An 18,947-nucleotide genomic window follows, 5' to 3' on the forward strand; every position below is an offset into this window, starting at 1 on the left:
CCGGGATGGCGCGCCCTTGCGCATCCGCGCCAAATGGGTCTAACTCGAAAGTCCATTGAATCAAAGCAGGTTGGCTTTCGTCATAGTCGCCGAGCGTCGGCGCATTTGCAATATCACGCGGTTGCGGAGCCGCGCGACGCTGAAATAAGCTCACGAAGTTTACACGAAACTGCGGAGGAAGCTCGCATGAGCCGCAATTTGTTTTTGGCGCTGGCCGCCGCGATGTTGTTCCTTGGTTCAGCCGCACCCTCTTCGGCTGAACCCGATCCCTCATCGAATCAGATCACGATGAACTTTCAGAACGTGGACCTGCCGGTATTGGCCAAGTTCATCAGCGAAATTACCGGCCGCAACTTCGTAATCGACGAAAGCGTGCGCGGCAAGGTTACAATCATCTCGCCGACCAAGGTGACGCCCGAGCAGGCCTATTCGATTTTTCAATCCGTGCTGCAGGTCAAGGGATTCACCACGGTGCAGGCGGGCAAGGTGATCAAGATTGTGCCTGCGCGCAACGTGCGGTCGTCGGCGGCGCTGACCAAGTCGCAGGAACCCGCTCAGAGCAAGGGCGACGAATACGTCACGCGCATGGTGCGGCTTAAGAATGTCGATGCGGGCTCGCTGGTGAGCGTGATCCAGCCGATGATCTCGCACGACGGATTGATCGCGGCTTTTCCCGGCGACAATACGCTGATCATCACCGATGACGCCTACAACGTCGAGCGGCTGCTCACGATTATCGGCAGCCTCGACGTGCGCGGTGAGCAGCAGGCGGTGAATGTGATCCCGCTGAAGCTCGCGTTCGCGGCGGAACTGGCGCCCGAAATCCAGCAGATCATGGACGCGCGCAGTACCGGCGGCGGAAGCTCGGCGCCTGGCCGCCAGGCGATGGGTGCGGTGGCGCCGTCGGCGCAAGGCGCGGCCAACGGATTCAAGGTTATCGCCGACGAGCGGACCAATTCGCTGATCGTGCTGGCCGGGCCGATTCCGATGCGCCAGATCAATGAAATCGTGTCGAAACTCGATGTGTCGCCGCCCAACGCGACCTCGCGCATTCACGTATATCGGCTAAAAAATGCGCAAGCGCTCGGGATGGTGATGGTGCTCAACAACCTGCTCAATGGAGGCAGTGGACCTAGCACCCTCTCGCCCATGACGGGTCGAGGCTCGCTGGGCCGCGGCAGCTCGCTCGGCAACTACGGCGGCGGCGGCGGTATGGGTGGCGCCGGATTCGGCGGGGGCGGATTCGGTGGCGGCGGCATGGGGGGGATGGGCGGCGGCATGGGCGGCGGCGGATACGGCGGCGGTGGGATGGGCATGGGTGGCATGGGCGGTGGCGGCTATGGTGGTGGCGGCGGTGGCGGTGGCGGCATGATGCGTGGCCGAGGGATGTCTGGCGGGGGCATGGGCGGGACAGCGTCGGCCAGCACTGGCGGCAAGAGTATCGATTTCACTTATCCGGTGAATGTGACGGCCGACCCCGCGACCAACGCGATGGTTATCAGTGCGTCGCCGCAGGATTGGCAAACGCTCAAGCAAATTATCGACGACCTCGACGTTCCGCGCGTGCAGATTTTCGTGCAGGCGGTACTGGTGGAAGTATCGGCCGAACGCCAACGCCAGCTCGGGATAAATTTTCAGGCTGCGACCAACATCAGCGGCAGCACGATCGGTTTCGGCACGCTTAATTTCGGGCAGTTGCAATCGGCCCTGGGCAATCCGCTCGGACTGAGCGGACTCGGACTCGGCCTGGCGTCGGGCAGCCTTTGCACCATCCCGAGTGCAGTTGCCGCGACCGCCGGCGCCACGGCCGGCACGGTTAGCGTTCCGTGCGATATCGCGCTGCTGACCGCGCTCGAAACCGACACGCATACGAATATCCTGTCGGCGCCGACGCTGCTGACCGCGGACAACGAAGAGGCGATGATCGTGGTCGGCCAGAATCTGCCGTTCGTCGGCTCGGCGGCGGCCAACGCGGGTCTGCCCGGACAGATCTTCAACTCGGTCGCGCGGCAGAACGTCGGTATCACGCTCGATATCGTTCCGCAGGTTTCCGAAGGCGACTACGTGAAGCTCGATCTTTACGAGGAAGTTTCCAACGTGGTGAATGGCACGCAGACCAACACCCTGGGACCGACGACTACGATCAGATCCGCCTCGACGACGGTGCTGATTCAGAACCATCGCACGGCCGTGATTGGCGGGCTGCTCGCGAGCCAGGATCAAATTCAAAACCAGGGCGTACCCTTTCTTTCGAGCATCCCGGTGATCGGCAACCTGTTCAGCAGCAAGAGCAACGATCGGCAGAAGGACAACCTGATTGTGTTCCTTACGCCGCACGTGGTCCGCAACAAGACAGATCTGCGATCGCTCGCGCTGGACGAACGGCAGAGGTTCGTCAATTCGCTCGGCCGCAAGGAAGTCCACGATATGCCGGCCTCGCAGATTCACGAGGTGTACAAGCCGAGTTTCTCGATTCCGGTGTCGCCCGATGCGGACCTGAATGCACCTTACAACGCAGCGCCAGTTGCGCCGGGGCCCGAGAACCCGGGCGCGCGCCGCGTGGCGCCGGGCAACAGTACCGATACGCCGTTCAACACGACCGAGATTGGGCCGACCTCGATGAACAACTCGAATCGCGCGCCGGCGCCGTTTGATTCGGGCGCGGGAGCTGTTTCGAGCGGCGGTGCGGCAGCCTCCACCAGATACGCCGCGCCATCGAGCGCTCTGAACGCCGCGCGGACGGGGGTCACTCCCGCGATTGCGCCCTAGCATAGACTCCTCAACCTGCGACGCGGCGCGCGGCGGCAATTCGCTTGCGCGCCGCTTCCATGTTGGAGCATCTTCAAAACCCACATGGCGCGACAGATAGGTGCCGTTCAGGCTCGAATCGAATACACCGGCATCGCGGCGGTCGTCGCGGCGTTGCGAGCGATGCCGCTGGAGCGCGCGGTGAGGGCCGGCGCGCGGCTCGGTGGATGGGCGATGAACTTCGATCGTCCCAATCGCAGAATCGCGCTGACCAACCTCGAGATCGCCTTTCCGGATTACACAGTGCAAGCGCGCCTCGGAATTTTGCGCGCGATGTACAAAAGTTGGGGAAGGATGCTTGCCGAGTGGACCCACTTCGGCGATCTCAGCCGCGCGACGATCGAACGCGTCGCGACCTACGAAGGGAAGCAACACTGGGACGACGCCGAGCGGAAATCGAAGGGCCGCGGCCTGCTGGTATTGAGCGGTCACTACGGGAATTTCGAACTGCTGCAGCTCGCGCATTCGATTTACGGCTATCACATCGCGATTGTGCATCGGGCGCTGCGCAATCCGCTGATCGACGCGGCCGTATGCGGCGCACGCGTGCGCTACGGAAATCGGGTCATCGAGCGTAAGGCGGGCGGCGCGGAGATGCTGCGGATGCTGCGCAAGAACTGGATGATCGCGATCGCGCTCGATCTCGACGTGCGCAAAGGCGTGTTCGTCGATTTCTTCGGCAAGCCCGCCTCGACCAGCGACGGGATGGCGCGGCTTGCGGTGGCGATGGGCACGCCGGTCGTGCCGGTGTTCATGGTGCGGCAGGGCGACACGATTCGCCACAAAATAAAAATCCTGCCGCAGATCGAGATCGTGAAAACCCGCGATCGCGAAGAATGCGTGCGCGAGAATACCCAGCGCTTCACCAACACGCTCGAGCAGATGATTCGCGAACATCCCGATCACTGGAACTGGATTCATCGGCGCTGGAAGACGCGGCCGCCGGGAGAGCATCGCTTCTATTGATCGAGCGCGGTTTATCTCTCGAACGCCCAGGACATTCGATAGAATCCGGGTCGGATGGAACGCGACGAGAAACCTTCCGATCCGGATGTTCAGAAATCGGAGCCAGGCGAAAATCCGGCCGCGATCGATCCCCCCTCACGAACCGCCGATGGTTTATATCGCGTCGTGCGGGCACGCTCTGCGACGTGTTCTGGTGGGCGCGTCGCCGGCCGTGACCAAGTCATTCGCCTGACGACTTAATACGATCCCCGGCCGCGAAAAACGATCTGAGTTGCGCAATCGATCGCGACGCGTCGGCATCGCGATCCCAATCGGCGGCGATTTGCTCGTACAATCGCGCTGCGCCGGAGTAGATTTGAGAACCCGCCTCGGCGTCGCCGAGAAATTCGGCGATCTGCTCCATCTCGGCGACCCATCGGTACGCCTTCGGAAACATGTTTGGAATTCCTGCGCTGAGAAATGCGAGCAGGGCGGGCTGACTTTGCGCAAGTTCGTCGAAGAGCGGCGCTGCGAGGCCTTCATGCGATGCCGCAGTGAACATCGCGGCGCCGATCGCGATCAGTCCCTTGGTCACGCCGCCATACGACATTTTGAATGCGGAAGCAGCGCCAATCGGACCGTCGAGAATCTTCACGTTGAGGCCATGCGCGCGAAGACCGGTTAGCAGTTGCGCGTCGGGGCCCGAGGCATAAAAGCGCGGCCCCGACTGCGGTCGCGCCGGTGAAGGCGGGCCGCCGATGATGCCGGCGTCGATCACGCGGCATCGAGCGGCGGCGAGCGATTCAGCGATTCGGCGCATCGTCGCGGGCGAAATCGCGTTGCATTCGACGAATGTCGCCTTGCGGGGCGCTTTTAACGAGGCGAGCAAGCGCGATGCCACCGTCTCCGCCTGGCCGGGCGGCACGATCGACAGAATAAAGTCGGCCTCGCGCACGAGCGCGTCGTCATCGTCGATTATTTCCAGGCTCGCGCGGGCGACTCGCTCGACGCTCGCGGAACTGCGGCCCTTCAGAGTCGTGATTACGCGCGCCCCGGTCTCGCGGAGTCGTTGGCCGACGGCGGCGCCCATCTCGCCGGCGCCGATGATTGCTACTGTAGTTCGCTTCGCTTCTGAATCGTTCATTTCTTCGCCCCCACGGGATTTGGTTGAAAATGTCCCTTTTGAAAGAATTGAAGCACAGTCATCAACCTGAATAGTACGCGTGGAACGCATCAACCAGGAATCAGAGGACCGGGAGCAGGCACTCCGTGAACTTCGAGCCGATCTTGCCAAAGCATAACGCAAAGAACCGCGCCCGCTATGGCTCGGTTGTCCAGCGGGATTGCTGATTCTCAGTCAGGAACTTATCTGATGTACCAACGCCGCCTGCCGATCGGAGCGGAAATTGATGCGGGTGGATCGGCGCACTTTCGAGTCTGGGCGCCTAAGTGCAAGCGCGTGTGCGTCGCGGTCGAGCAGGGCGATAGGTACTCTCTGGCTCGCGATGAGGATGGATACTTTGCCGGCGTCGCGTCACAGCTAGCTGCGGGGAGTCGGTACCGATTCCAGCTTGATGACGACGCGAAGCTATATCCCGACCCTTGCTCCCGCTTTCAGCCTGAAGGGCCGCATGGACCAAGTGAGTTAATCGACCCGTTGTCCTACCGATGGAGTGACTCGAACTGGAAAGGATGCTCCCTGTCAGGGCAGGTTATCTACGAACTTCATGTTGGCACTTTTACGCCTGAAGGCACTTGGACCGCCGCCGCTGAACAACTGGAGGAACTGGCAAAGGTGGGTATCACCGTGATCGAGATGATGCCCGTCGCTGATTTTGCCGGCAGTTTTGGCTGGGGCTACGATGGTGTCGATTTGTTTGCGCCATACCATTGCTATGGCAGGCCGGATGATTTGCGCGCCTTTATCGATCGCGCTCATCAGGTTGCCATAGGTGTGATCCTGGATGTCGTTTACAACCATATCGGGCCTGATGGGAACTATCTCAAGAAGTTTGCCGATGACTACTTCACCGATCGCTATCGCACTGATTGGGGCGAGGCGCTGAATTTTGAAGGCCGGTACTCCGGACCAGTTCGCGAGTTCTTTACGACCAACGCTCGCTATTGGATCGAGGAATTTCACTTCGATGGCTTGCGGCTGGATGCGACGCAACAAATAATCGACAGCTCGCCGACTCACATACTAACCGAAGTTGGACGCGCTGTTCGGAAAGCTGCCGGCTCGCGCGCCACAGTCGTCGTTGCCGAGAATGAACTGCAAGACGCAAGACAGATCCGGCCTGTCGCGCAAGGCGGCTACGGCCTGGATGCTATGTGGAACGACGACTTTCATCATACGGCGATGGTAGCCATGACCGGCCAGAACGAAGCCTATTACACCGACTACGGCGGACGTCCGCAGGAATTCATCTCATGCGCTAAGCACGGGTTCCTTTACCAGGGACAGCGCTATGCGTGGCGGCATGGCGCGCGTGGCGGCGCGGCGCTCGGTATCAAGCCGGAACAATTCATCACGTTTATTCAAAATCACGATCAGGTTGCGAATTCCGTACGCGGCGAACGCTGCCACTTTATGTCGAATCGCGGTCTTTACAAGGCGATGACCGCGCTGCTGCTGCTTACGCCTAACACGCCGATGCTGTTCCAGGGCCAGGAGTTCGCGGCGAACAGCAGCTTCATGTTCTTTGCCGACCATCAACCTGAGCTAGCCGCGGCGGTTCGCGAGGGCCGCGGTAAGTTCATGGCCCAGTTTCCAAGCGTGGCGGCGCTCGAGCGGATTCATCTTTTAGCGGATCCGTCGGCGCGCGAAACGTTCCTCAATTCGAAGCTGGACTTTCGCGATCGCGAGCGCAACGCATGGGCCTATAGGATGCATCGCGATCTGCTGGCTTTGCGCCGCGGTGATCGCGTGTTTGCGTCGCAAGCGAGGTCGGTCGATGGCGCGGTGCTCGACACCGACGCATTTTTGCTCCGATTCTTTGGCGAGGGCGGCGACGATCGCTTGCTGCTGATCAATCTGGGCCGCGCACTCCCGATGAAGATTGTTCCGGAACCGCTGATCGCTCCGCCCGCCGACCGGGCGTGGAGGTTGCTATGGTCAAGCGAATCCGGCGACTACCTGGGCTCGGGCGCGATTCATCCGGAATCCGAGCGCGGCTGGCGGCTCCCCGGCTTTTCTGCAAGCGTGCTGGCATCGACTTTACGCTAGTAGGCGAGCACGGTACGCCTCTCTTACCATCGAGTTTTGCTAGCTGAATCGCCGCGGGTCAGGAATGATTGTCGCCAGACAGTCCAACTGTCCGCCGGTGGTGGATAGCAGATGGAATATTCGAAGCAACTAGGCGCAATAACTGATGCGCAAATCCAGCAGGCGTTGAACCACTTCAACCTGGGCGAGTTGCTGCGAGCAGAACCTGTTCCGTTCGGATTGTTCGGACAGAATGTTTTCGTGACTAGCACGGCGGGCCAGTACGTGCTGCGGGGCGCGCCGCATACTCCGTCGCAGTTTCCAGCCGAGCAGTACTACACTGGCGAACTGCATCGCCGGACGTCGGTTCCAGTCTCGTGGCCCTACCTGATCGATGAGTCGCGGGCGATCTTTGGCTGGAGCTACGTGCTTATGCCGCGGATGCCGGGAATCAACGTGGACGATCGCGAAGTGCGCGGCCGGCTGTCAGACACGGACCGAATCGCGATCGCGCGCGCGATGGCCGAAAACCTGGTTGCGATGCAATCTCTCACTCATAGCGAGACCGGCCGCTGGGATTTAGCGACGAACACGATCCGGCCGTTCGACCTGGAGCATGAGATCGCGTGGTGGTTTCCGCGTGCGCCGCTCGATCAGGATGAGACGCGACGGATCGGCAGCGCCGAACAAATCGAAGGACTGATCAGAACTTTTGCGCGGCGCTCGAAAGCCGCCGACCATGGCGAGGACCTGGACTGGGTCGAACGAGTTCTCGCCGCCGCGCACGACGCTCTGCGAATTTTGTTCGAGCCGTGCTTCGTGATGGAGGATTACAAGCTCGGCAACGTCGTCTTGAGCGATACAGCGGGGCGATGGCGCGTGAGCGGTGTGTTCGATTTGGCGGGCTCGTACTTCGGCGACGGCGAAAGCGATCTTTCGCGGACGGTTGCCAGCTATCTCGATGAGAACGCATCGCTCGCGCGCGAATTCCTGCTGACTTACCTGAAGCTGCGACCGGCGCGCGACGGATTCGCCGAGCGATTTCGCGCATACATGCTGCACGATCGGCTGATCATTTGGGATTACGTGCAGCGGCATGAGCCTGAGGTTGCGGCGAAGATGGGTTCGCTGCGCGATTGGGCTGAAAGATACGTCGAGGCGCTGGCCGGACTTTACTGACGATCTTCATTAGCCGATGCGTGCGGTTGATTCGCGGCGATAAATCGGAGCATCAGGCTCTGCAACTCCTGACTGTGCGGGCCGTGAAGAATCGCGGTGCCGTGAGCGCTGCCCGGCAAGGATTGAAATGACTTCGGCGCCTTCGCTGACTTGTAAAGGATCTCCGGCTGACCCGCCACGAGCGCATCGCCGGTCGAAGTCACGAACAGTATCGGCGCCTTCACTTCCCGCACGGCCTGACTGACGTCGAGACCGCCGAAACTAGACGGCACAGAAATGCAGATGACGCCGGCTACCGGGTTTCCCACCGCGACGAGAATCGCAGCCTCGGCGCCGAGGCTTGCGCCGGCGAAGAAAATCGTCGGGACGCGCGGACGCATGAATTCGTAGGCCGCGAGCAAATCGCGATCGGCAAACTCGGTGCCCGATCTTCCTTCGGATTCGGTGAAGCCACGAAAGTCGAAGGTGAGCGCCTGATAGCCGTGATCGGCGAGCACTTTCGCAAAGTCGGTCCAGTCCGACTGATCGGCGGGGTACATGTGCGCCAGGATCACTCCCGTCGCGCCGCGACCATAGAGATGCCCGCGCAGCAGCACGCCGTCCGAAGTGGTGAATGACACATGCTCGCCGCCTAAATCCGGCTGCGCGTAGCCGGCGAGACTTGCCGGTGTCGGCGATGGGACCGGCGTCGCCGCGGCGGCTTGCGTCGAGTAACCAGCCGAACTGGAGCATCCGGCCGCGACGATCATGATGATCGCAAAGAGCGTCGAGGCGGCGACAATGCGTATCGACACCCCACGCAGATCGATCAGCCGGGCGCGAATCGTCGCACCTATTCGAGTCGCGGGAAGCACACCAGTTCCGGCGTGAGGGTGTAGCCGTAGGTTCTGCCTCGCCATTGGAACTTGCCTTGCGGCCCGCCAAAGACTTCGGTTACCGTCGCGATTTTCAGGCTCTCATCGTAGTTGTCGGATTGTATGGGCGCGTAGGCGAGGAATTGGCTGGCGCCTTTGGTGAGCGCGGGTCGAAGCTGCGGCCGGAAGTCGAGTTGAGCGATTCCCGGCTTCGGCGCCCATCCGCGCGACGGATCATTTTTGGCGCTAACGACCGCCCATCGCGGCGCCGAATCATGCGCAACCAAAACCCATTGGCGGCTCTCGATAGTGCCGTCATTTTCCATGCGCAGTTCCTCGATTCCCGGTGTGGTGCGCGCCAATTGATTGCAATGCTCTTGCAACTCCTCCTTCGGGACAACCACTCCGTTTCTCGAGAGTAGGGCAGCTCCGCCAGCATTCAGCGCGGCGTTCGCCGGTCCCGCGTCAGCGGGTAAGTTTGCGACCGCGGCGCGCGAGCATCCGCCGAGCGTCGCGCACAGAAATCCAACCACAATCGCGAACCGCCGCGTTCGCACGCTATCGCCGAGCGCCCTCATCGTCATCAGCCACAGGATGATACGTGGCCAGCACGGCGCCGCAAGCCTCGATCGCAGCGATTACGCCGTCAACGATACGTCCCGATTTCACCGTCGCAAGAAAATCGGCGACGATTTTGCTCCAGACGGTCTCGGGCGCCAGCGCGTGCGTCGCACGATCAGCAATGATTTCGACGTAATGCTCGCCGAGCGACACGAACAGCAGAATCCGGCGTTGATGGGGATTGCCGCCGTCGTGCGCGGCAAATTCGCGGCGCGCGAGTTGTCGCGCGTGAGTCTGCTTGATCCGCTTCGACACCAGCATCATCCTGATCGGCATCCAGTCCAACAGCATCGTGAGCGCGATCAGAGTTATCAACTCGATCAGCACCACGATGCGTGCACTAAGTGCCGGGCGCAGGATCGCGAGAACGCCGGCAACTGCGATCGCGCTTAGCGCGGCCGATAGTGGTGGATAAAGCGAATAGCGATCGCTGACGCGGGTGACGACCAGATCGAGATCGGCGGCGGTACTGCGTTCGACAGCTCCGATCGCGGCGTCGATGCGCGCGTATTCTTCAGGCGTGAATCGACTCTGCACAATCACCAACTTCCCGAAGCGCCGCCGCCGCCGAATGAACCCCCGCCACCCGAGAATCCACCGCCGCCGCTGCCGCCTGAAAATCCGCCACCGCCGCCTCTCCAGGGGTCATTGCCGTATGAACGACCCATCCGTCGAACAACGCTGTTCCGATTTCCCAAGCGGCTCCGGATCATCAGCAAAATCATCAAGATCACGGCGAGGATCGGGATCATTGAATTGAGATTGTTATCGTTCGAGACTCGCGGCGAGGTCGCTTCACTGCCGATCGAGGCGTCGCCGCCAAGCACTTTCACGATCGATGCGGTCGCGGCGAGCACGCCAGCGTTGAAATCGCCGCGCTTAAAGTTGGGCACCACATCCTGCTCGATGATGGTGCGGCTGATCGCGTCGGTAAGAGTGCCTTCGAGTCCGTAGCCGACTTCGATGCGAACCTTGTGTTCGGCCGGCGCGACGATCAGCATCGCGCCAGTGTTCTTGCCTTTCTGGCCGATACCCCAATGACGACCGAGTTGATATCCGAAATCCTCGATCGGATAGCCTTGCAGCGTCGGCAGGGTGACGACGACGACTTGCTGGCCGGTCGTCTGCTCGTGATGCGCCAGCATTTCGGTGAGCTGGCTCGTAGTCGAAGGATCGAGGATGCCGGCATCATCCACGACGCGGCCGGTGAGTTCAGGAAACTTCGGCTCGGCGGCAAAACTCGGCGCTGCGAACAACATCAACAGCACGAGCATCGCGCACGATGCTCGCGTGCAATCGTCGATTCTGTCGCGGCGCTGGAGCATCAGAATTTGACCGTCGGCGCCTGCTTCGCCTGCTCGCTGATGCTGAACGTCTCGCGAACTTTCAGGCTCGGGTAAACGATCGACGCCACGATGCGCCCCGGAAACGTCCTCAGCTCGGTGTTGTACGCCTGCACCGCGAGGATGTAATCGCGGCGCGCCACTGCGATTCGATTCTCGGTGCCTTCGAGTTGCGATTGCAGCGCCAGAAAATTCTGGTCCGATTTCAGCGCAGGATAATTTTCCGTCACCACCAGCAGTCGTCCGAGCGCGCCGGTCAACGCGCCCTGGTTTTGCTCGAACTCGTGGAACTTCTCCGGATTCGACAGGATATCCGGAGGCAGTTGCATCTGAGTCGCCTTCGCGCGCGCCTCAACTACTTGCGTCAGCACCTGCTGTTCCTGCTTTGCATAACCCTTCACCGTCTCGACCAGGTTCGGAATCAGATCTGCGCGGCGCTGGTACTGATTGAGAACTTCGCTCCACGCCGCCTTCACTTGCTCGTCGAAAGTCGGCAATCGGTTGATGCCGCATCCTTCGACGGCGAGCAGCGCGGCGATGCAAATCAGAAAGTAGGAGAGGGGCTTAAGTTGCCTCGATCGCATGCGGAAGTAGCCTCCTGGGTGACGCGTGGATCACCTGACCAAGAGACTATCACGCGCGGCAAATCGGCGGCCAAGTCGTATCGCGACGGTTCGGAAATTTCGCGCGACTGTTTTTCTAATCGCGAAATACCGGCGGACGAACGAATCCGCCGAATTCCTTTTCCGCCAACTGCGCGAAGCGAAGCGTCGTGCGATCCTCGAGATACGGTCCCGCGATTTGCAAGCCGGTCGGCATCCCATCGACGATGCGGCCGGTCGGCACCGCCGTCGCCGGCAAGTTTGCAACCGTGATAAGCCCGGGCCATTGAAGGTTGTCGAGATAGGGGCGCGGCTTGCCATCGACGAGCAGCGTTCGCGTGAACTGCCCGCCTTCCTCGATGCTCGACGTGTCATGAGGAAACGCGACGGTCGGCATGATTGGGCATAGCAGGACGTCGTACTTTTCGAAGAAGGCGCGCCACGCGCGGCTGATATGCTCGCGCTTCTCGGCGTGGCGCGCGAACTCCTGGTAACTCAGTCGGCCGGCGCGTGCGAATCGTGCGGCATAGCTCCGATCGTCGGGCGCAAAGGTGTCTGGAATCGGCGGCATGCCAGCGGCCATCACGGCGATCAGGATGTTGAGATAGACGTCGTAGCTGTCGACGGGATCGATCTCCGGGCGCGCCTTGTCATCGACCTTCACGCCGGCGCGGCGAAGATCGTTTGCATATTCCTCCATCGCCTGCAGGCAGCGCGCATCGATCGTGTAGTGCTTCGCGTCGGCCCACATCGCGACCCGGAAATCGCTGAGCTTCTCGTGGCGGCTCGCCGGAATTCTCAGCGACCACGCAGTTTGATCGAGTTCCGCCGGCGATGCGAGCAGGTCCATCGCCAATTCCAGATCGTAAGCGCTGCGCGCGAGCGGACCGCCGACGCCCAGTTCAAAGTCGCTCAGGGACCCCGGCGGCGGTGGAATGTGGCCGCGCATCGGCACGATTCCATAGCTCGGCTTGTGGCCGTACACGCCGTTGAAATGAGCAGGGCATCGAATCGAACCGCCGATATCGCTGCCCAATTCAAGCGGAGTAAAACCTGACGCCAGCGCGGCAGCCGCGCCACCGGACGATCCACCGACCGTGCGCTCGACGTTCCACGGATTTCGCGTCAGCCCAAACAGCGCGTTGTAGGACTGATGATCGGCGGCGCCGGTCGGGAGGTTGGTCTTGCCGAAGAAAATCGCGCCGGCGGAACGGAAGCGCGCAATCGCGTCGGCATCGCGGGCCGGCCGATGATTCGCGAGCGCATCGATTCCGCACGTCGCCGGCATCCCCACGACTTCCCACGAATCCTTGATCGTCAATGGCAGCCCGTGCAGCGCGCCCGACGCATGACCTCTCGCCCGCTCCTCATCCGCGCGCCGTGCAGCGTGCCGCGCATTGTCGGCGTCGAGCGCGATCACGGCATTCAGGTTGTCGTTGTGAGCCTTGACGCGCGCAAGCTGAAGATCGAGCAGTTCGAGCGAGCTCAATTCCCGCGCCTTGAGCATCGCGATCAGATCGGTCGCCGATTTGAATTGGATGGGCATTGATTTCGATTCGGCTTGCCTGGTCATAAGGTCCCTCGATGCTGCGTTCCTTGTATCCTGAGCGAATTGACTCGTTCGGTCTTCGCGACATATCGCCTGCGGCCCCGCAACGCAACCAGCAAGGGGCATCCCGTCCGATGCGAGCGGGTTCATTCCGCTCGATGCTTCCGCTATAGGCTTGAATCGGAGCGGTTCAAATGGTCGCGAAGCTGGTACCGCTGGTACTGCGAAATCTTGGGCGGAATAGGCGCCGCACTCTCCTGACGATCCTGTCGATCGGAGTGTCGATTTTTGTGTTTGCGGCGCTCGCCAGCCTGCCGATGCTGGTCGATCAGATCCTGCGCGATCGCGCCAACTCGCTCCGCGTCATTACGCACAGCAAGGTCAGCGTGATGTACCAGTTGCCGGTCGCATACCTGCATCAAGTAAAATCCGTTCCGCATGTCGAGGCCGTTTCTGCTTACACGCTCTTCCTTGCCACCTACCGCGATCCAAGCGTGCAACTGCCGGCTATCGCAGTGACTCCCGAGAATTTTCGGCAAATCTGGCCGGACTGGGGCCTCAGCGAAGCTACTGAACAGAAGTTCCTCGAGTCGCGTTCCGCCTGCATGGTCACGCGCGCGCTGATGCGCCAGTACGGCTGGAAGATCGGCGACAACGTAATTCTGCACGGCACCATGTATCCGATCGACCTGCAAATAAAAATCGTCGGCGAAGTCGGCGATCGCGCGCCGGGCGTCGTGATCATTTTTCGCAGCGACTATCTCGACGAACTGATAGGACGCCCGGGCAAGGTCAACATCATCTGGTCGAAGATCGATAGTTCGCATTCGACGCAGCAGGTGATGGCGGATATCGATCGGATGTTCGCGAATTCGGCCGATGAAACTCAAACCGAGACCGAAACTGCGATGGTCAAGAACCGCGTTGGCGAAATGAGTCTGATGATCAACGGGGCGAAGGCGCTGGCCGCGATCGTCATTTTCGCGATCGCGCTGGTCGCCGCCAATACGGCTGCGATGGCGGTGCGCGAGCGGCGCGGCGAAATCGCGGTGATGCGCGCGATTGGTTTCTCCCGCGATTCGATCGTCGTCGCGATCCTGGGCGAGGGCGTCGCGATCGGGATACTCGGCGGACTGGTTGGATGCGCGATGGCGCGGGCGGGATTCGTCGCACTGCCGTATCTCGCGGCAGAACTCGGCCCGATTGCGCTGCAGCTCAAGATGTCGGCGCGGGTGCTGATCAGCAGCTTCGCGGTGGCTACGATCATCGGCGCGGCCAGTTCGCTGGTGCCGGCTTTCACCGCGACTCGCGGCAGCGTCGCGCGCTCGCTACGCCCGGTCGGTTGAGCGGGCTCGCGACTATTGCGCTGTCGCAGCGGCAGGTGAGTGCGATAAGATTCGCGCGTCGAAAACGTCAGGCATTAGCGAGGCATCTATGACAGCTCGGGAAAGGCGGGGATGGATCATCGTCGGCGCGATTTTCGTCACGATGTTTTTCATCTGGGGCGCGATCAATTCCGGCGCGGTGTTCTTCGTGCCCGTGCTCAAACACTTCGGATGGACGCGCGCGAAGTTGTCCGTGGCGCTGTCGATCGGATGGGTGACCGGCGGCGCGGCGGGCCCGTTCATCGGATGGCTCGCCGACCGAATCGATCCCAAAAAGATGATGGTCACCGGCGCCACGATTACCGGCCTGCTATGGCTCGCGCTCAGCCGCGCGAACAGTTTCGGAGAATTCCTCGTAATCAACGGCCTGTTTGGAATTTGCGTCGGCGCTTCGACCTCCATTCCGGTTTCGCTGTTGATTGCGAACTGGTTCGAGCATCGGCGCGGCCTTGCGATGGGTATCGCGTTTTCCGGCAGCACGCTCGGCGGCGCAGTCATGACGATCGTCGCAAGCCACGCAATCGTAACGAGCGGCTGGCGCGTCGGTTATGTGACGTTGGCATTGCCGATCCTGCTGATAGTGGTCCCGTTGATCGTGTTTTTTGTCCGCAATCGAAACTCGACCGAAGGGCGCGAGTCGGCCGACGCCGCCAGCGCGGTGCCGGGCGTTCAGGTCGATAGCGCGTCGTACGAACTGCCCGGATTGGAGCTATCGCAGGCGACCAGGACTCGATCGTTCTGGCTGATCTGCGCGGCGCAGTTTTTTGCCGGCTCGTCACTTGGCCTGGGGCCTCACTTCGTCGCCTATCTGACCGGCGTTGGCTATAGCCCGACCTTCTCGGCGACGGTGGTGAGCATCTACTTGCTGATGACTACTGCCGGGATGCTGCTAGGCGGTCCGCTCGCCGATCGCTTCACCTCGAGGATAGCGTTAACGAGCACCTACACGCTCGCATCGCTAGGAACGGCTGCACTGCTGGCGGCGGCGCATCCTATCGCGCTGGCGGTAAGCGTTCTTGGTGCGGGCTTTGCCGGGGGCGCGCTAGCAGTGCAGACGCCGCTAGTCATGATCGAATCACTGGGAGTCAGGCGGCTTGGCTCGGTGCTGGGTGTCACCGGAATCTTCTACACCATCGGCGCCGCGATAAGCCCAATCGCGACCGGTCGCATCTTCGATGTGACCGGCAGCTATAGTATGGCGATTGGGTCCTTCGTGGTGTTCCTGATGGTATGCGCGTTCGCGATATTCCGATGCCGTCCGCTTGGTCACGAGCAGTTACTTTTCGAGACCCCCGCGCCGTCGCGCGCGGCTTAGCGACCAGGCAATCACAATCCCTTGCCGCCGTTTCCGCAGAAAGAGACGGTGTAGTTCACCAGTAGGTTCGTGGTGTTCGTGCAGCTCCAATCGCTCGAGGTATCGTCGAACTGGTACGAATAGGCGCTCGGGCAGGCAGCCTTGAAGATCGAAATGTAATTGTTGCTGCCGGTCTTGATTTGATTATTGGCGTTGGTCCAGTTTTGGTTCACGGCCCCGCAGACGCCGGTATAAACCGAGTTGACCTGGCAGATGCATTGTCCCCCGGTGCACGCCAGCCCCTGTTTGTTCAAGCAATTCGTGCTGGCGGTACAGTCGGAGTTACTCGAGCAGGATTTCACGTCGTTGCAGACGCATCCCTCGGGATCGCTTGCGCCCGAGCATTCGGTGACGGCTTGCGCCTGGACGGCGCCGCTCGCCGGAAATTTGCGAACGGTCTTTTCGAGGCAATACTGGCCGGTGGCGCATCCGCTGTCGGAAGTGCAGGTGGTTGCAGTCGCCGTGAAGTTGTCAGCGTTCCAAACTAACTCTCCGAAGGCGGCGTTACCTGTGGCTGTCGCGGTTATAGGAGGTACGCAGAAGGTTAGCTGTGCGCCTGAGCCGTCATTGGTAAGCGTGCCGCACTTATAGCCGGGAAACGGAAAAATAAAGCTTGCCGACGGGCACACCTTGCCATCATCGGCTGTGCTGGTGCATGCGCCGTTCTGCGGGATGGTTCCGTTGCCAGGGACGCAGACTCCGGCGCCGGCTGGAAAAGTGATCTTGCTTGCGGCGGTGAAGGTCGGATTGAAGATGCACTTGGTGCCGGGCGCGCAATCGTCGGCGGAAAAGCAGATTGGCGTGCCGGCATTCGCCGATACTAAATTGATCGGATTGCCGAATGGATCGCGTTCCGTGGTCAGCTTGTTCGCGCATAGGAAGAAAGAATTGTTCTGTGCGCTGCAGGTAGGCGTACCAGCTCCAGCTCCCGCGCAGTAGTCATCGGGCGAATCGCAGGCGGTTACACAATGACCGCCGGAACATGGCGCCTTACGGGGGCAATCGCTCGCGGCGGTGCAGCTAAGACTCGAGTCAGTAACCCTCAGCACCGCGGGGCAGGTCGTCAGCAAAGGATCGGGCGCCGTTTGAGAGTAACTGCAAGCGCCGGTCTGGCAGGTGGAAGTCGTGGTGCGCCAGGCCAGCTTATAGGGCGAAGTGGAAGTCGAAGGGTCTGGCACGTTGCCGCCGAGCACTGTCGAAAATTTCGGCACTACGGTTCCGCTATTAGCTGTGGTCGCGCTGCCGGTGGCGTCATTGAACAACCACTCGAAGGAGCCCGCTGAGGCGGTGATTACCGATTGCTTCAAGCCGCCTTGCCCGTTGTGATAAGGGCTGCTGGGTTTCCAGCCAAGAGTGTCAGTCGGTGGCACCGCCTGCACGGTAAGCGGCACATTATATCCACTGACGAGACTTACATCGTAGTTATCCTGACCGCTCAGACCCGCCAGACTCATCTCAAATAGTGTCGCGCGATTGGCAGTACCGACGCCGAAGCAGTCCAGTTTCCCACCGCAGTCGCCGGTGTCGCAGCTAAGGTTCGCGCCCGACCCGGTACAGCCGGTGCGTCCCCAAATCCGGGCGCTAGGATACGCGGCTGGTACCAGCAGCGAAGTCTCGGTCGCGCAATGAAACTTGCCAGTCGCACCCGCAACACAAGCGGCGCCGTAGCAATTTGTCGTGTTGCTAGCCGCCGCGGCGGGACAGCTACACTGGCTGTTTACGCATTTCGAACCGGATCCCGGACACGGATTGGCCGAGGCGGCGTTGCATGATGGGGCCAGTTCCCATCCATGGGCGGGCGTCACGTCCTGGACTTTGCTGAAAGCGGCGATCCAGATTGGTTGCGGGCAGTTATTGGCAAAATTGATCTCGTGGGTAGTCGGCGCCGCTGCGAGCGCATCGCGACTATTCGATGACAGGCTTGATATCAAGAGCAGGGCGACGATCATGATTGCGCATTGGCTGAAGTAGCGAATAAGACGATTCATCGAGGGTCCTTCTTGTGGCTACAGCTTAAGAGCGATGCCAAATGGGAGGTCGAGAGCAGTCGCGGAACCCGCAAGAACCGCGACCGGGGCGACGTCGCCGCTTGCACCCGAAGTAAAAGTAAGGATGCTGTTGTTGAGGCTGCTCGAGACGAGCAGATTGCCTTTGCGATCGATAGCGAGGCCGCCCGGTCCATCGATTCCAGTTGCGGTGCCGCTGATTATTGCGCTCGGTGGAACATCGCCGTTCGAGTTGGGCGGGTAGATGGTGATGCTGTCGCCCTCAAAATTCGCGACGTACAAATTGCCGGACGCGTCGAAGGCAAGGGCGTCGGGCGACTTAAGGCTCGTGCTGAGGCCATAGATGCGAGCGATGAAGGCCGCATTGCCGTTTGCGCCGGGTGCATACTCGGTAATCGAGTTAGCCGCGGTGTTTGCGACAAAGAGGTCGCCGGCCTGATCGAGCGCGACGTCTTCGGGCATCCTCAATCCAGTTGCAGGTCCGTTGATCGAGAGAATCGGCTCCGCGTCGCCGTTGCTGCCGGCTGGATACACGCAAATCGTGTTACCGCCGGCGTTCGCGACGTAGATCTGCCCCGCAGAGTCAACGATCACACCTTCGGGGTTTTGCAAGCGCGTGTTATCGCCAACGATCGTTCGAGTCGGAGCCGTATCGCCGAAGCTCTTGGCGGCGAACACCGCGATGCTGCCATTGGAGTTCTCGGTCGGGGGATTTGTCTGATCGTTGGCGACGTACACCGCCCCGGCCGAATCCACATAGACGTCCTGGGGATTGTCGAGCGTGGTGTTCGACCCGGTCAGCGTTTTGCGCGGCTTCGCATCGCCGCTCGACTTCGACCGATAGAATGTCACTGTGCTGCTGTTGCCGTTAGGCGCGATCAGACTCTGCGATGACGACGATACCGGGCCTGCGCCGCCCCCGTCGTTGCCGCATCCCGCGCTCGCGAGCAGGACTGCCGAGAACAGCCAGAGCGCCACCTTCGATTGTTTGCTCAAGGATTCCCCCGTCGCACTTTAATAGAACACGCCGCAACGCCACGCCCAACAGCATCTAACCACGCATAGGCTTCGATCGGCGAGGGAATTCTACACA

At 61.0% G+C, this 18,947-nt stretch carries 15 protein-coding genes; 6 read left to right on the forward strand and 9 right to left on the reverse strand.

Translation table 11 applies throughout. From position 1 onward, the window contains the following. The first annotated feature begins 186 nt into the window (after window positions 1-186). Entirely contained in the window at window positions 187-2,769 is a 2,583-nt protein-coding gene (gspD, locus tag Q7S58_RS06375) for a type II secretion system secretin GspD (protein ID WP_304822220.1), read from the forward strand. An 84-nt stretch (window positions 2,770-2,853) separates the two neighbouring features. Further along, window positions 2,854-3,774: a lysophospholipid acyltransferase family protein gene (locus tag Q7S58_RS06380; protein WP_304822223.1), complete on the forward strand. Its 921-nt coding sequence runs from the start codon at window positions 2,854-2,856 to the stop codon at window positions 3,772-3,774. Window positions 3,775-3,994: 220 nt separating this feature from the next. On the opposite strand, the gene Q7S58_RS06385 is transcribed toward Q7S58_RS06380, so the two are convergent. Further along, window positions 3,995-4,897 carry an NAD(P)-dependent oxidoreductase gene (locus tag Q7S58_RS06385; protein ID WP_304822226.1) on the reverse strand — a complete coding sequence of 301 codons (903 nt, stop codon included), beginning with the start codon at window positions 4,895-4,897 and terminating at the stop codon, window positions 3,995-3,997. Window positions 4,898-5,125: 228 nt separating this feature from the next. On the opposite strand from Q7S58_RS06385, the gene treZ reads away from it, so the two are divergent. Beyond that, window positions 5,126-6,982: a malto-oligosyltrehalose trehalohydrolase gene (treZ, locus tag Q7S58_RS06390; RefSeq protein WP_304822229.1), complete on the forward strand. Its 1,857-nt coding sequence runs from the start codon at window positions 5,126-5,128 to the stop codon at window positions 6,980-6,982. Between the two features lie 111 nt (window positions 6,983-7,093). Continuing rightward, a complete protein-coding gene (locus Q7S58_RS06395) occupies window positions 7,094-8,140 on the forward strand; it encodes a phosphotransferase family protein (protein ID WP_304822233.1) in 1,047 nt (348 codons plus the stop codon). Here Q7S58_RS06395 and Q7S58_RS06400 read toward each other — a convergent pair. The 6 genes from Q7S58_RS06400 to Q7S58_RS06425 all read right to left on the reverse strand — a co-directional run bounded on the left by Q7S58_RS06400 (window position 8,134) and on the right by Q7S58_RS06425 (window position 13,106). Further along, on the reverse strand, window positions 8,134-8,934 hold the full coding sequence (locus Q7S58_RS06400; RefSeq protein ID WP_304822236.1) for an alpha/beta hydrolase: 801 nt from the start codon (window positions 8,932-8,934) through the stop codon (window positions 8,134-8,136). The genes Q7S58_RS06395 and Q7S58_RS06400 overlap by 7 nt on opposite strands. Before the next feature lie 38 nt (window positions 8,935-8,972). Continuing rightward, window positions 8,973-9,578 carry a hypothetical protein gene (locus Q7S58_RS06405; protein WP_304822239.1) on the reverse strand — a complete coding sequence of 202 codons (606 nt, stop codon included), beginning with the start codon at window positions 9,576-9,578 and terminating at the stop codon, window positions 8,973-8,975. After that, entirely contained in the window at window positions 9,553-10,152 is a 600-nt protein-coding gene (locus tag Q7S58_RS06410; protein WP_304822242.1) for a hypothetical protein, read from the reverse strand. Before Q7S58_RS06410 ends, Q7S58_RS06405 begins: the two co-directional genes overlap by 26 nt. 2 nt (window positions 10,153-10,154) lie before the next feature. Then, window positions 10,155-10,889, reverse strand: a complete 735-nt coding sequence (locus Q7S58_RS06415; protein WP_304822245.1) for a YgcG family protein — start codon at window positions 10,887-10,889, stop codon at window positions 10,155-10,157. A 50-nt stretch (window positions 10,890-10,939) separates the two neighbouring features. Next, window positions 10,940-11,542, reverse strand: a complete 603-nt coding sequence (locus Q7S58_RS06420; protein ID WP_304822247.1) for a LemA family protein — start codon at window positions 11,540-11,542, stop codon at window positions 10,940-10,942. A gap of 115 nt (window positions 11,543-11,657) precedes the next feature. Then, on the reverse strand, window positions 11,658-13,106 hold the full coding sequence (locus Q7S58_RS06425) for an amidase (RefSeq protein WP_304822249.1): 1,449 nt from the start codon (window positions 13,104-13,106) through the stop codon (window positions 11,658-11,660). 197 nt (window positions 13,107-13,303) lie between these two features. Between Q7S58_RS06425 and Q7S58_RS06430 the strand changes: the two genes are divergently transcribed. Both Q7S58_RS06430 and Q7S58_RS06435 read left to right on the forward strand, forming a co-directional pair. Next, window positions 13,304-14,455, forward strand: coding sequence for an ABC transporter permease (locus Q7S58_RS06430; RefSeq protein WP_304822252.1), 1,152 nt, complete (start codon window positions 13,304-13,306; stop codon window positions 14,453-14,455). Between the two features lie 88 nt (window positions 14,456-14,543). Further along, the gene (locus tag Q7S58_RS06435; RefSeq protein WP_304822255.1) at window positions 14,544-15,809 is read left to right on the forward strand and encodes an MFS transporter; all 1,266 of its coding nucleotides are present in this window, start codon (window positions 14,544-14,546) and stop codon (window positions 15,807-15,809) included. Window positions 15,810-15,820: 11 nt separating this feature from the next. Here Q7S58_RS06435 and Q7S58_RS06440 read toward each other — a convergent pair whose 3' ends face one another. Both Q7S58_RS06440 and Q7S58_RS06445 read right to left on the reverse strand, forming a co-directional pair. Continuing rightward, the gene (locus tag Q7S58_RS06440; RefSeq protein WP_304822259.1) at window positions 15,821-17,836 is read right to left on the reverse strand and encodes a thaumatin family protein; all 2,016 of its coding nucleotides are present in this window, start codon (window positions 17,834-17,836) and stop codon (window positions 15,821-15,823) included. A gap of 18 nt (window positions 17,837-17,854) precedes the next feature. After that, window positions 17,855-18,850 (reverse strand): NHL repeat-containing protein, encoded by a 996-nt coding sequence (locus Q7S58_RS06445; RefSeq protein WP_304822261.1) that lies wholly within the window; start codon window positions 18,848-18,850, stop codon window positions 17,855-17,857. Window positions 18,851-18,947 lie beyond the last annotated feature (97 nt).

The organism is Candidatus Binatus sp. (genome assembly GCF_030646925.1).
GTDB lineage: Bacteria > Desulfobacterota > Binatia > Binatales > Binataceae > Binatus.

What these genes read in the sequence shown, in the direction of transcription:
- Q7S58_RS06395 (WP_304822233.1), top strand. Translation starts at nt 7,094, where the DNA reads ATGGAATATTCGAAGCAACTAGGCGCAATAACTGATGCGCAAATCCAG.
- Q7S58_RS06380 (WP_304822223.1), top strand. Translation starts at nt 2,854, where the DNA reads ATGGCGCGACAGATAGGTGCCGTTCAGGCTCGAATCGAATACACCGGC.
- Q7S58_RS06405 (WP_304822239.1), bottom strand. Translation starts at nt 9,578, where the DNA reads ATGACGATGAGGGCGCTCGGCGATAGCGTGCGAACGCGGCGGTTCGCG.
- Q7S58_RS06385 (WP_304822226.1), bottom strand. Translation starts at nt 4,897, where the DNA reads ATGAACGATTCAGAAGCGAAGCGAACTACAGTAGCAATCATCGGCGCC.
- Q7S58_RS06440 (WP_304822259.1), bottom strand. Translation starts at nt 17,836, where the DNA reads ATGAATCGTCTTATTCGCTACTTCAGCCAATGCGCAATCATGATCGTC.
- Q7S58_RS06425 (WP_304822249.1), bottom strand. Translation starts at nt 13,106, where the DNA reads ATGCCCATCCAATTCAAATCGGCGACCGATCTGATCGCGATGCTCAAG.
- Q7S58_RS06435 (WP_304822255.1), top strand. Translation starts at nt 14,544, where the DNA reads ATGACAGCTCGGGAAAGGCGGGGATGGATCATCGTCGGCGCGATTTTC.
- gspD (WP_304822220.1), top strand. Translation starts at nt 187, where the DNA reads ATGAGCCGCAATTTGTTTTTGGCGCTGGCCGCCGCGATGTTGTTCCTT.
- Q7S58_RS06415 (WP_304822245.1), bottom strand. Translation starts at nt 10,889, where the DNA reads ATGCTCGTGCTGTTGATGTTGTTCGCAGCGCCGAGTTTTGCCGCCGAG.
- Q7S58_RS06430 (WP_304822252.1), top strand. Translation starts at nt 13,304, where the DNA reads ATGGTCGCGAAGCTGGTACCGCTGGTACTGCGAAATCTTGGGCGGAAT.
- Q7S58_RS06420 (WP_304822247.1), bottom strand. Translation starts at nt 11,542, where the DNA reads ATGCGATCGAGGCAACTTAAGCCCCTCTCCTACTTTCTGATTTGCATC.
- treZ (WP_304822229.1), top strand. Translation starts at nt 5,126, where the DNA reads ATGTACCAACGCCGCCTGCCGATCGGAGCGGAAATTGATGCGGGTGGA.